Raw genomic sequence first — 12,404 nt, forward strand, 5'->3', positions numbered from 1 at the left:
CATCCCATAAATGCGGTATCCCCACAGGAAGCGCTCTTGTGTACTCTTCCTTCGCCGCCTCTCTTCTATTCCACAACGAAGGACGCGTATGTTCAACAGACCGTTAAATGTAATGAAAGAAGCCCCACGCTGCTCCCCGCCCTCTGTTCGCCTGTCACGCGGCTATTGTCTTGCCGGTGGCGTTGTCGCGTTGTGTGCCGGGGTCGCATTCCTTCTTGTCGGGCCGGCGAAGTCCTTGCCCCTGACTGCCGGACTGCTGTCGGGCGGTGCAGCATTGATGTTCCTGGCGTTTTCAAGGACTGACCATGCCGATGCAACGCCCGGCGAGGACGAGGACATCACGGGCTGAGCACGAAAACGGTTCGATGTCGTCAAAGAGACGGGGAATTTTTTTCAGGACAATGCCCAAGATCCCTGCCCGGTAGCGATCGTCTTCCGCATTTCTACTAGGCTCCAAGATAGGCACGCTGCACCGCCGGGTCGTCTATCAGCACGCTGGCGGGACCGCTGTGCACGATGCGGCCGGTTTCCATGACATAGGCGCGGTCCGCGTTTGACAATGCCAGTTGCACATCCTGTTCCACCAGCAGTACCGTCACGCCATTGCCGCGAATCGCGGCCAGCACTTCCATCAGCTGTTCGACCACCACCGGCGCCAGGCCAAGGCTCATTTCATCGACCATCATCAGCACTGGCGCTGCCATGAGCGCCCGCGCCATCGCGCACATTTGCTGCTCGCCGCCCGACATGCTGCCAGCCAGCTGGCGCCGCCGCTCGCCCAGCCGCGGAAACAAGGCATACATCCGATCCAGGTCGTGCGCCACAGCCACCTTGTCGGAACGCCGGTACGCCCCCATCAGCAAGTTATCCTGCACCGTCATGCGGTCGAACAGCTGGCGGCCTTCAGGCACCTGCACCAGCCCGAGGCCGAATACCTGGTCGGGCGTCATTCCGACGAGTTCCCGACCGTTCATCGTGACGCTGCCGCTGCAGGGCAGCACGCGGGACAGCACCCGCAGCAGGGTGGTTTTGCCGGCGCCATTGCTGCCCACCAGCGCCACCATTTCTGCCGGGTACACCTCGAGTGCAAGCTCGCGCAGCACCAGCATTTCGCCGTAGCCTGCGGACACATTTTCGAGCTTCAGCAGCGGCTTGTTTGCCTGCGTGCCAGGGATCGGTGAGTCCTTCATCGGCGTTTCTTTCCGAGGTAAGCCTGCACTACCGCTGGATCCGAAAGCACGGCATCCGGGGCACCATCCGCGATCTTTTCCCCGTGGTGCAGCACAAGCAGCCGGTCGGACAGGCTCTTGATCGCCTTGATCACATGTTCGATCACTAGAATGCTGATGCCCTGCGCACGCACCTTACGGATCACTTCGATCACTTCGTCGATTTCCACATGGTTCAGCCCGGCCATGACTTCATCGCACAGTAGCAGCTTCGGCTGCATCGCCATGGCCTTGGCCAGCTCCAGCCGCTTGCGGCCGGGGCCGCCGAGTTCCTCGGCACGCTGTCCGGCATATCGGCCGAGACCGACGAAATCGAGGCAGGCGCGGGCCTGTTCACGCGCCTGCTGCAACTGGGCTTGGCCGCCGCCGTAACCGAACAGCGCGCCGACTGCAACGTTGTCCAGCACCGTCAGGCCCGGGAAGGGACGCATGATCTGGAAGGTGCGGCCGATGCCAAGGCGCGCGCGCCGATAAGCCGGCAAGCGGTTGATCTGTTCGCCCTGGAACAACACGTCGCCTGCGCTCGGCGCGAGCGTGCCGCTGATCAGACTGACCAGCGTGGTCTTCCCCGCGCCGTTGGGGCCGATCAGGCCGACGATGTCGCCTTGCTCCAGCGTGAAGCTGACGTCGCTCACCGCTACCAGGCCGGCGAAGCGCCGCGTCACATGCCGCACTTCGAGGATTGCACTCATAGACGGTGCGCCCGGATGTTTTCAATGAAATAGCGCCAGCCGGCGCCCCGGATGCGCCGCAGCATGTCGGCCAGCCCGCGCGGCATCAGCACCACCGCGGCGACGATGACGACGCCGAAGAAGAGGCCGGCGATGCTGGTGACTTCGCTCGCCAGCACTTCGGAAATCGCGGACAGGCTGAGCGCGCCGACGATCGGGCCGAATACCGTTCCCGGGCCGCCGAACACTGCCATGATGATCATCTTCACGTTCAGGCTGATGTCGAAGGCGCTGTCGGGATCGAGAAAGGTGATCCAGTAGGCGTGGATGCCGCCTGCCAGTGCGCTGAACACACCCGACAACGCGAATGCCAGTACCTTGTACAACGTGGTGTTAACGCCCATGACCGCCGCTCCTTCCTCGTTTTCGCGGATTGCGATCAGGCCGAAGCCGAACCGGCTGCGCGTCAGCCAGAACACCGTCAATGTCACGATGATCAGCAGGCCGAGCGCGAGCTCATAGAACAACAGGTCGTTGTTCAGCGGCGGCAGGACCAGGCCGATGTTCTGGCCGGCCAGCTCGACATTGGACACGATCGCCGTCATCACTTGCGCCAGTGCGAGCGTCGCGATGGCGAAATAATGGCCGCGCAGCCGCAGCACCGGCAGCCCGAGCAGCACCGCGAACACCACGGCCAGCACCACGCCAAACAGCAGGCCGACGGCGAACGGCAGCTGCCACTGCACCATCGCGATCGCCACACCATAGCTGCCGAGGCCGTAGAACACCGAGTTGCCGAAGGAGGCGTATCCGGTGTAGCCGCCGATGATGTTCCAGGCCTGTGCCAGCACCGCCAGCAGCAGAGCATTGATGCCGAACTGGACCAGCACGTCCGACTCGAACCAGGGCAGGGCGGCCAGCGCCGCGAGGATGACCGCGAGTACTATGATGCGGAAAGCCTTCATGCGGTTTTCCCAAGCAGGCCGCTGGGACGGACGATCAGGACCAGCACCAGGATGCCGAAGCTGGCCACGTCGGCAAAGGTCGGCCCGATGTACAGCGCGGTCAGCGATTCGACGATGCCGAGGAACAGGCCGCCGACGATCACGCCGAGCGGATTGTCCAGCCCCCCGATGATCGAAATCGCAAACGACTTGGCCGTCAGCGTTGCGCCGATATAAGGGTTGATTTGCGACACCGTGCCATACAGTCCGCCGGCCGCACCGGCGAGTGCAATGCCGAGCGCAAAGGTGGTCGCATACAAGTGACGCGGCTCGACGCCGTACAGGCGCGCCGCGACTAGGTTTTGCGCGGTCGCACGGATCGCCCTCCCGAGCCGGGTGTGCAGCAGGAACAGCCACATCCCCACGGTCAGCACGATGGCCGTGCCGAACGCCGCCAACCGGACCACCGGGATCACTACTGTCCCCCATTGCAGGTTGCTGCCGGCATACGGCGGATTGATGGTGCGGAAATCTGCCGAAAACGCCAACTGCGCGAGGTAGGTCAGCACCACTTCCAGGCCGAAGGTGATCAGCAGGGTGTTGAACATCGGTGCCCGCACTACGAAGTTCAGCAGGCCGCGCTGCAAGCCGTAGCCGATGGCGTACATCAGCAGCGCGGTCAGCGGCAGCCCCAGGAACGGATCGATATGGAGGTGGTAATACAGGTGCCACGATGCATACGCGCCGAGCATGATGAAGGCACCGTGCGCCAGGTTAACAATGTTGAGCACGCCCCAGACCAGCGCCAGACCCAGCGCCATCACCGCATACAGCCCGCCCAGCAGGACGCCGTTGACCAAAATTTGGGCAAGCAGGCTCATTGGGGTGCTTGGCGATGACAGTCGTCAGCGCGCATCCCAGGCCGGCATCGGATACTTCGGCTGCTTGACGAAACCTTTGCCGCCGAAGATTTCGGCCAATTGATTGCCTTGAACCTGGATCACCACCTGCGGCAGGTCGATCTGGCCGTTCTGGCCAAAGGCGATCGGCCCGTACAGGCTGTCGAACTTGATCTTTGCCAGTGCATCACGCACTTTCTGAGGATCGGTGCTGCCGGCGGTTTCCATCGCCTGCGCCAGCGCTTCGACGTCGGCCACCCCGGATGCAGCATGGTAATCCGGGTCATAGCCGAACTTCGTCTTGTATTCCTTCGCGAATTGCTCGGCGTCGCCGAACCACCGGTCCTTGAGCGAGGCGGACGGCAGCCATGCCGTCATGCCGAAGGCATAGTTGGCGTCGGCGCCAAGGGCCCGACGGAAATCTTCGCTTGGCACGCCGACGGTGAACGAATACATTTTCGGCGCCACCGCGAGGCTCTTGGCTTGCCGCACGAAATTCAGGATTTCGGTTTCATGGCCGGCCACCAGCACTGCGTCCACATTCTTGCTCTTGATCTGGGAGAGCAAGGAGTTGAAATCGGTGGCGTTGGTGCTGTAACGCTCGTCCATCACGATGTTCAGCCCGGCCTGCTTCAGCTTCGGCCGTGTGCCGTCCGCCACCGAAACGTCGAATGCGTCATCGGCATACAGCAGTGCCACCGCCTTCGGAACGGGCTTGAGCTGCTTCATCATTTCGATCGTGCTGCCGAAATAATTGCTGGCCGGCGCCAGCGTGCCGAAGATGTACTTGAACTTACGGGCAAAGATCTGATCGGAGGCGCCGCCGCCCTGCACCATGGGAATCTTGTATTTTTCCGAAACCGCTGAATCGGCCAGCGCGAAATTGCTGGCGAACGGCCCGAGCAACAGGTTGACCTTGTCCTGTGACACAAGCTGGGTGTACTGGCGCACGCTCAGGTTGACGTCGGACTGGTTGTCATAAATTTTCAACGCCAGCTTGTGAGGCTTGCCGCCGATCTTGACGCCGCCACCGGCATTAATCTTGTCGATGGCAATCTGATAAGCATCGCGATAGTAGCGACCGGTATTGGCGAGCGGCCCGGTGAGCTGGACCGATGCGCCGAGCACCACTTCCTGGGCCTGCAAGGCAGTGGCGGAAAGTGCACCGGTCAAGGCAAGGAAAAACGGCGCCAATAGTCGGAACAGTCTGGGCAGCATGACGTTTCCTCCGTGCAGTTGTTCTAATACCCCGGACAAATTAAGACTAGTACAAGGCGTGGTCGATATAAAAAAATCGGGGGTAATCAAGATCTGCATCAATTCCGGCAATAGCGTCGGCGGGAACAGCGTTTCGGCGATTCATCCGGTTTGACACTGTTTGCCAAAAGCACGATTACCAAATGGCATCGTTGGGATGTGAAAAGCTTGCAGGCCAGGTGCAGACTCTTGTCGCGCCGCTTTATTTCGCACTTGCCGAGGTGCGATGGCGCCAGGGGCATTATTTCTTATATAGGAATAGTCATTTTCCACCAATGATGTTTTTTGCGAGCCGCGCAACGACTAAACTACGCTTCATCGATGAGCACACAGTTGATTCAAGTGCGCCTCACCGAGGCAGGACCTATCGGGCAGCAAGATTGCCCGAGTCGCCAAACCGAACTTGAGTCATCAATGACTTATCCTTTCAGGAGAACAATATGAACGCAAAAAAACTGATTGCTGTTGCCGCTCTTGCCGCTACCGGATCTGCATTTGCCGGCACCCCGGGTACCGACATCACCGGCAGCTACTTTGATTTCAGCAATGTCCAGTCGACCAAATCCCGTGCCGAAGTGCGCGCTGAAGCCGTACAGGCTAACGGTCGCAGCAACAAGCTGAGCCGGAACAATGAAGTCGCCGAGCCCGCGAAATTCGCCGGCGTTCAGGCGCCGAAGACCCGTGCAGAAGTGCGCGCCGAGCTTGAGCAGGCCTATGCCCAAGGCGAGCTGAACAAGAACAACGAATACGTCGATACGCTGCAATTTGCAACGGCATCTCACAAGACGCGTGACGAAGTGCGCAATGAAGTCACTCAGTTGGCAAAGGACCGCCAGGTTGCTCCGCGTTACGTCGGCGGCAACTAAGCCGAACCAGGTAATCTCCTCCCGAAAAACGCCACGCAATGTGGCGTTTTTTTTTGTCATTTGCCCACACCGATCTGGGCGTCGCCGAAAACGCCACGTTCAGCCATAATGCGCGGCACGCACAGCGCATATCGCGACTTGTGGCAGACATCAGCGCCAGCGTACGTTGGCTGCAGAGAGTTCCCATAACCAGAAAGAGAAAAGGCTCCATGATTACTGTTCACCACCTCAACAACTCCCGGTCGCAACGCGTGCTGTGGCTGCTGGAAGAACTCGGCCTCGACTATCAGATCAAGCGGTACGAGCGCGACCCGAAAACGATGCTTGCGCCTGCGTCCTTGCGGGAAGTGCACCCGCTCGGCAAGTCCCCGGTGATCACGGATGGCGCACTGACGCTCGCCGAATCGGGAGCGGTCATGGAATACCTGGTGGAGCGCTATGGCAAGGGGAGCTTGGTCCCCGCGCCCGGCACACCGGAGAAGCTCCGCTACACCTATTGGATGCACTATGCGGAAGGGTCGGCCATGCCCCCGCTGCTGCTGAAGCTGGTGTTCGACCGCATTGAGCGCGGACCGATGCCATTTCTAGTGAAACCGGTTGCCCGCGCCATCGCGGCCCGAGCCAAAAGTTCCTTCATCGCACCGCAGATTGCGCGCCATCTCGATTACCTCGAGGCGGAAATCGGGAAGGAGGGATGGTTTGCGGGCAAGGAATTTACTGCAGCGGATATCCAGATGAGTTTTCCGCTTGAAGCAGCCGCTGCGCGCGCCGGCTTGAACGAGAGCAGGCCGCAACTTATGGACTTCCTGAAGCGGATTCATGCACGCCCAGCCTACCGGCGCGCACTCGAACGCGGCGGCGAGTACCAGTTGCTGGATTGAGCGGAACGCCGATGCGGGACGGCAGGTGCGCGTCCCGCTTGACCGGATCAAGGCAGACTTCGCCTCGTACACAATTATCCTCGTGCGACGGGCAGCAGCTTACTCTCCTGCCGAATCGAATTCAGCGACGGCCTTTGCCGTCCAGAGCGCCTTGTTGTAGGAATCGAACGGGGCATCATAGGTTTCGGTTTCGCCGTCTTCACCGACAAAATGCGTCCACCAGCCCGGACCATCCTGCACCAGCGCAATATCGCCGGGCTTGCAGCAATCTGCGATTTTCTCGTGCGGATCCAGGGTAACGATATTCGCATTTCTGTGCCGGATTACGGTTGCCATTGGCGCTCCTTTCCATCAAGCGGACGGGATTTTGGAATGTAGTCTGCTCCGACGCCGTTCCGGCGTAAAGGTTCGGTCAGCATCGGCATGTGCATCCATCTTGCCCGGTTTTTGGCAAACCGGTTCGGCAAGTGGGACGCCGGCCATGTATGCTTTCGCGAAATTCCAGGTTGCCGCATTGAAGGCGGATTTGGAACTCATTTTGCAAAGCGACCGAACATGAGACTTTTGCTGGCTGAAGATGAACGCGAATTGGCCAACTGGCTATGCCTGGCCTTGGGGCAGAATGGCTATATCGTTGACTGGGTCAACGACGGACGCCTGGTCGAAAACAGCGTGCGCGAGGTGAAGTACGATGCATTGATCCTGGATCTCGGCCTCCCTGGCATCGATGGTCACGCAGTGCTGGCCCGCCTGCGCGAGCTCGATGCCAGGCTGCCGGTCCTGATCCTGACGGCGCGCGATTCGCTGCTGGAACGTGTGACCACCCTGAAAAAGGGAGCGGACGACTTCATGGCGAAGCCGTTTGCCATCGATGAACTGGAGGCTCGCCTGACGGCACTGATCCGGCGCGCGCGTGGCAGCGAGCATCCGCGGATGAGCTGCGGTCCGCTCGTTTTCGATCCCCTGACCCGGCAATTTACCCTCAACGACAAGATCCTGTCGCTGTCGCGGCGCGAGCATGCGCTGCTCCATGCGCTCTTGCAATGCAGCGGCGAGCCGCTGTCCAAGAAGGATATCCACGACAAGGTTTTCAGCGACGAGGTCGACGCGATGCCCGAGGCGGTGGAAGTGCTGATCTACCGCGTACGCAGGAAGCTGGAAGCCAGCCCGCTGCATATCGTTACCCTGCGCGGCATCGGCTATCTGCTGGAACTGCGATGAGGCGGGATCTTTCGCTGCCGCGCTGGAGCCTGAGGCGTACCGTCCTGACGTTGCTTCTGCCCGCCTTTGCGCTCATAGGCGCAGCCGAATTGTGGGTCACCTACCGCACCGCCGTGGATGCGGCCAATTCGGCTTACGACCGGTCGCTGCTCGGCGCGATCAAGGCAATGGATGCGAACATTTCCACAGCATCCGGCGGCATCGCTGTGGAGCTGCCTTACACCATGCTGGAATTCTTCGAGCTGACTGCGGCAGGGGAAGTGTTCTTCCGCGTCGCTACCGAAGACGGCTTGATGGAAGTGGGCAGCGCCGACTTGCCCAAGCCACCCGTCAAGCTCGAGCCACGTATGCCGTATTTCTACGACGCGGTCTATTTCGGGGAAAAGGTCAGGATCGGCGCCTATGCGCGCTATCTCGACAAGCCGGTGACAAGAGGCGCGAACCCGCAGCACCGCATCGTCATCCAGGTTGCGGAAACCACCGGCTCGCGCGCGGAATTCATCCGCAAGCTGGTCTGGCAAGCGGCCTGGCGCGACTTCCTTCTGCTGGCCGCGGCGGGCGGCCTGCTGGTACTGGTGCTGAACCTGAGCCTGCGGCCGCTGGCACGGCTGCGCGAGGAGGTCAGTGCTCGCTCGCCCACCGACCTCACGCCGATAGACAGGAGTGCCGTGCCGGTGGATGTGCAGCCCCTGGTCGATGCCATCAACCAGCATATGCTGCGCAACCAGAAGATGTCGGAAGAATTGCGGCGCTTCGTGGACGATGCCTCGCACCAGTTGCGCACGCCGCTGACCACGCTGCGGACCCAGCTCGATTATGTGCTGCGCGAAAGCGATCCCGGAAACGTCAGGCGTGCGCTGGGGGCGATTTCCCGGCAGCTCGACGACGCCACCCGCCGGACCAACCAGATGCTCTCGCTGGCACGGGCGGATGCAGCCGAGCTGCCGGTGTCCACAGTGGACCTGCAGTTCGTGGTCGGACAGGTGGCTCGCGATTTCGTGTTCCAGGCGCGGGAAAGGAGAATCAACCTGGAGCTGGACTGTGTCGACCAGTCCTTGCCGGTGCAAGGCCATGCCGGGATGTTGCGGGAAGCCGTGGCCAACCTGCTGCACAACGCCATCCGCTTTGCCCCGGAACACGGCAATGTGAACCTGAAGCTGAGCCAGGCGGCGGGATATGCTTTTCTGTCGATCACCGACGACGGTCCCGGCATCCCGGCTGACCAGCTTCCGCGCCTGGGCCAGCGCTTTTTCCAGGCACACAATGCCTCGCCCGCTGGCTCTGGCCTGGGAATCGCCATCGCACGGGCAGTGGTAGAACGGCACGGCGGCAGTCTTGCGATAGACAATGCTCCGGACACGGCCGGTTGTATCGCCACCATCATCCTGCCGCTGGCGGAAAGCGAGTTGACAGTTTCCTGACAGCTTGGACCTGCTACATTCCGGGTACAACTCACAACCTGGAGACAAGCATGAAGAAACTGTTTGGCCTGCTGGCCTTCGCCTCCCTGACCGTTTCTGCTGTGGCCGGCCCGCTCGACAAGAGCGAATGCATCGCGGCTGCCAAGCCCGGCGGCGGTTTCGACCTGACCTGCAAGCTCGCGCAAAGCGCGCTGATGGACACGCACCTGATCAAGGACCCGATGCGGGTCACCTATATGCCCGGCGGCATAGGCGCAGTCGCCTACAACGCCATCATCGCCCAGCGCCCGGCCGAACCGAATACCATCGTCGCCTTTTCCGGCGGTTCGTTGCTCAATATCGCGCAGGGCAAGTTCGGCAAGTACACCGAGAACGATGTGCGCTGGCTGGCTGCCGTCGGTGCCGACTACGGCGCAGTGGTGGTGCGCAAGGATTCGCCCTACAGGACATTGAAAGATCTTGCGGACGCCCTGAAAGCCGATCCCAGCAAGGTCGTGTTCGGCGCAGGCGGCACGGTGGGCAGCCAGGACTGGATGAAGGCCGCGCTGACCGCCAAGGCAGCCGGCATCGGTTACAAGACAATGCGTTTCGTCGCCTTCGAGGGCGGTGGTGAAGGCATCGCAGCTCTGCAGGGCGGACACGTCCATGTGTATTCCGGTGACGCTTCCGAGGCCGCATCGCAGATCAAGGCCGGTGCCAATATCCGCATCCTGGCCGTGATGTCGGACAAGCGTCTGCCGGGGCAGTTGAAGGATGTGCCGACCGCCAAGGAGCAGGGCTTTGATGTCGAATGGCCGATCATCCGCGGCTTCTACATGGGTCCGAAAGTCAGCGATGCCGATTTCAAGGTCTGGACTGATACCTTCAACAAGCTCATGAAGACTTCGGAATTCGCCAGGTTGACTGACGAACGAGGGCTGTATCCGTTCGCGATGACCGGGCCTGAGCTGGACGCCTATGTCAAGCGCACGACCCAGAACTACCGCACGCTCGCGCAGGAATTCGGCCTCATGGGACCCAAGCAATGAGTGACCGCATACTTGGGGCAGTCGCGATCCTTGTAGCCGCCGCCATGGCGGTGGCGTCCTGGGGTTATGCGGCGCCGGTGGAATACGAGCCGGTCGGGCCGCGCGCCTTCCCGCTGCTGCTGGCGGCCCTGATGGCCCTGTGCGGCGCCTGGCTCGTGTTGCGGTCGGCGGCCGGCGAAGGGCCGTTCTTCATGCATGCCGGGAATGGCCCCAGGGTAGCCCTGTGTGCTGCTGCCGTCGTGGTCTATGCCATCCTGTTCCAGCTGCTCGGCTTCATCCTGGCGACCGTCCTGATGGCCTTGCCGGTTGGCCGCCTGTTCGGCGGCAGCTGGAAGCAATGCACACTCACCGGCATAGTCTTGGGCGTGGCGCTGTATATCCTGTTTGACAAATTGCTGGACGTGGTGCTGCCTGTTGGCGTGCTGAAGCCGGTATTCGCCCAGATCGGACTGTAATGAATACGCTTTCCTTCCTGATGAACGGCTTCGGCGTTGCGCTGCAGCCGGTCAATCTGATGGTGGCCCTGTTCGGCGCCTTCGTCGGCACCGTGGTCGGGCTGCTCCCGGGCCTCGGCCCGATCAACGGGGTCGCGATCCTGCTGCCCCTGGCCTTCGCCCTCAAGCTGCCGCCGGAAACCGCGATCATCCTGCTCGCCGCCGTCTATATCGGCTGCGAATATGGTGGCCGCATCTCCGCCATCCTGATCAATGTGCCGGGCGACGCCTCGGCCATCATGACCGCGATCGACGGCTATCCGATGGCTCGGAAGGGCCTGGCCGGCGTGGCGCTGTCCATCTCGGCCTGGAGTTCCTTCGTCGGTTCCATTGTCGCCACCATCGGCCTGGCGGTCGCCGCGCCTCTCCTTGCGAAATGGGCGCTTGCGTTCGGGCCGGCCGAGTACTTCGCGCTGATGGTGTTCGCCTTCGCCTGCCTCACCGGCCTGGTCGGCGACCAGCCGGTCAAGGCGCTTCTGGCCACCGTCATCGGCCTGGCGCTGGCTACCATCGGCATCGATGCGAATTCCGGCGTCTACCGCTTCACCTTCGACTCGGTGCACATGGCGGACGGCATCCAGTTCATCGTGGTGGTGATCGGCCTGTTTTCCATCAGCGAAATCCTGCTGATGCTGGAAGAGATGGCGCATGGCACGGCGTCGATCCCCATGACCGGGAGGATGCTGTTCAACCTGAAGGAGCTGGCACATACCTGGTGGGGCACGCTGCGCTCCTCGGTGGTCGGCTTCGTTGTGGGTGTCCTGCCGGGCGCCGGCGCAACCGTCGCCAGCGCAATCACGTACTCGATGGAAAAGCGGCTGACCGACAAGGAAGGCACGTTCGGCCAGGGCGACATCCGGGGCGTGGCGGCGCCGGAAGCTGCCAATAATGCCGCGGCCAACGGCTCCTTCGTGCCTATGCTCACGCTCGGCGTGCCGGGCTCCGGCACGACGGCGGTGATGATGGGGGCGCTGACGCTGTACAACATCACGCCCGGCCCGGCCCTGTTCGAGCAGCAACCCAACCTAGTATGGGGCCTGATCGCATCCATGTTCATCGGCAACGTGATCCTGCTGGTGATGAACATCCCGATGGTCGGCCTCTTCACCCGCATGCTCAAGGTGCCGAACTGGGCGCTGGTGCCAGGCATCCTGGCGATCAGCGCAGTCGGCGTGTATGCAGTGCATGCCACCACCTTCGACCTGGTGCTGATGTCGGCGCTCGGTGTCCTTGGCTACCTGCTGCGCAAATGCAAGGTGCCGATGGCACCGCTGATCCTGGGTTTCGTGCTGGGAGAAATGATGGAGCAGAATCTGCGCCGCGCCCTCTCGATCACCAACGGGGATGTGGCCATCCTGTGGGAAAGCCCGATTTCGATCGGACTCTGGATCTGTGCTGCGGTCATGGTAATCGTGCCGATTCTCTACCGCCGCCTCAGCCGCCGCGGCAAGACGCAGGCCGTCGCCGCCTGATTCTGACCGGGAGCGTTGCCT

At 61.6% G+C, this 12,404-nt stretch carries 14 protein-coding genes; 8 read left to right on the plus strand and 6 right to left on the minus strand.

The features are described from left to right. Positions 1-112 precede the first annotated feature (112 nt). Positions 113-349: a hypothetical protein gene (locus HGHM_RS23250; protein WP_148415707.1), complete on the plus strand. Its 237-nt coding sequence runs from the start codon at positions 113-115 to the stop codon at positions 347-349. 97 nt (positions 350-446) lie between these two features. On the opposite strand, the gene HGHM_RS16280 is transcribed toward HGHM_RS23250, so the two are convergent. The 5 genes from HGHM_RS16280 to HGHM_RS16300 are packed head-to-tail and all read right to left on the minus strand — an operon-like array spanning position 447 to position 4,961. After that, the gene (locus tag HGHM_RS16280) at positions 447-1,190 is read right to left on the minus strand and encodes an ABC transporter ATP-binding protein (RefSeq protein ID WP_019142619.1); all 744 of its coding nucleotides are present in this window, start codon (positions 1,188-1,190) and stop codon (positions 447-449) included. Then, positions 1,187-1,921 (minus strand): ABC transporter ATP-binding protein, encoded by a 735-nt coding sequence (locus HGHM_RS16285; protein WP_019142620.1) that lies wholly within the window; start codon positions 1,919-1,921, stop codon positions 1,187-1,189. The genes HGHM_RS16280 and HGHM_RS16285 overlap by 4 nt, the downstream gene beginning before the upstream one ends. Continuing rightward, entirely contained in the window at positions 1,918-2,865 is a 948-nt protein-coding gene (locus tag HGHM_RS16290) for a branched-chain amino acid ABC transporter permease (RefSeq protein WP_019142621.1), read from the minus strand. Before HGHM_RS16290 ends, HGHM_RS16285 begins: the two co-directional genes overlap by 4 nt. Further along, positions 2,862-3,725: a branched-chain amino acid ABC transporter permease gene (locus tag HGHM_RS16295; RefSeq protein WP_019142622.1), complete on the minus strand. Its 864-nt coding sequence runs from the start codon at positions 3,723-3,725 to the stop codon at positions 2,862-2,864. The genes HGHM_RS16290 and HGHM_RS16295 overlap by 4 nt, the downstream gene beginning before the upstream one ends. Before the next feature lie 24 nt (positions 3,726-3,749). Next, positions 3,750-4,961: an amino acid ABC transporter substrate-binding protein gene (locus tag HGHM_RS16300; protein ID WP_019142623.1), complete on the minus strand. Its 1,212-nt coding sequence runs from the start codon at positions 4,959-4,961 to the stop codon at positions 3,750-3,752. 479 nt (positions 4,962-5,440) lie between these two features. Between HGHM_RS16300 and HGHM_RS21620 the strand changes: the two genes are divergently transcribed. Next, positions 5,441-5,866: a DUF4148 domain-containing protein gene (locus tag HGHM_RS21620; RefSeq protein ID WP_019142624.1), complete on the plus strand. Its 426-nt coding sequence runs from the start codon at positions 5,441-5,443 to the stop codon at positions 5,864-5,866. A gap of 209 nt (positions 5,867-6,075) precedes the next feature. Continuing rightward, positions 6,076-6,747: a glutathione S-transferase gene (locus HGHM_RS16310; RefSeq protein WP_019142625.1), complete on the plus strand. Its 672-nt coding sequence runs from the start codon at positions 6,076-6,078 to the stop codon at positions 6,745-6,747. 99 nt (positions 6,748-6,846) lie between these two features. Here HGHM_RS16310 and HGHM_RS16315 read toward each other — a convergent pair whose 3' ends face one another. After that, positions 6,847-7,083, minus strand: a complete 237-nt coding sequence (locus HGHM_RS16315) for a hypothetical protein (RefSeq protein ID WP_019142626.1) — start codon at positions 7,081-7,083, stop codon at positions 6,847-6,849. A 219-nt stretch (positions 7,084-7,302) separates the two neighbouring features. Here HGHM_RS16315 and HGHM_RS16325 point away from each other — a divergent pair, with 219 nt between their 5' ends. Genes HGHM_RS16325 through HGHM_RS16345 form a run of 5 tightly spaced genes read left to right on the plus strand, consistent with a single transcriptional unit; the run spans position 7,303 to position 12,383 of the window. Beyond that, the gene (locus HGHM_RS16325; RefSeq protein ID WP_019142628.1) at positions 7,303-7,968 is read left to right on the plus strand and encodes a response regulator; all 666 of its coding nucleotides are present in this window, start codon (positions 7,303-7,305) and stop codon (positions 7,966-7,968) included. Beyond that, positions 7,965-9,389: a sensor histidine kinase gene (locus tag HGHM_RS21625; RefSeq protein WP_019142629.1), complete on the plus strand. Its 1,425-nt coding sequence runs from the start codon at positions 7,965-7,967 to the stop codon at positions 9,387-9,389. The genes HGHM_RS16325 and HGHM_RS21625 overlap by 4 nt, the downstream gene beginning before the upstream one ends. 50 nt (positions 9,390-9,439) lie before the next feature. Beyond that, complete coding sequence (locus HGHM_RS16335) at positions 9,440-10,417, plus strand: Bug family tripartite tricarboxylate transporter substrate binding protein (protein ID WP_019142630.1); 978 nt, start codon at positions 9,440-9,442, stop codon at positions 10,415-10,417. After that, positions 10,414-10,872: a tripartite tricarboxylate transporter TctB family protein gene (locus HGHM_RS16340; RefSeq protein WP_019142631.1), complete on the plus strand. Its 459-nt coding sequence runs from the start codon at positions 10,414-10,416 to the stop codon at positions 10,870-10,872. Before HGHM_RS16335 ends, HGHM_RS16340 begins: the two co-directional genes overlap by 4 nt. Beyond that, complete coding sequence (locus tag HGHM_RS16345) at positions 10,872-12,383, plus strand: tripartite tricarboxylate transporter permease (RefSeq protein WP_019142632.1); 1,512 nt, start codon at positions 10,872-10,874, stop codon at positions 12,381-12,383. The genes HGHM_RS16340 and HGHM_RS16345 overlap by 1 nt, the downstream gene beginning before the upstream one ends. Positions 12,384-12,404: the final 21 nt, after the last annotated feature.

This window comes from Noviherbaspirillum massiliense JC206, assembly GCF_000312045.1.
Taxonomy (GTDB): Bacteria; Pseudomonadota; Gammaproteobacteria; order Burkholderiales; family Burkholderiaceae_D; genus Noviherbaspirillum; species Noviherbaspirillum massiliense.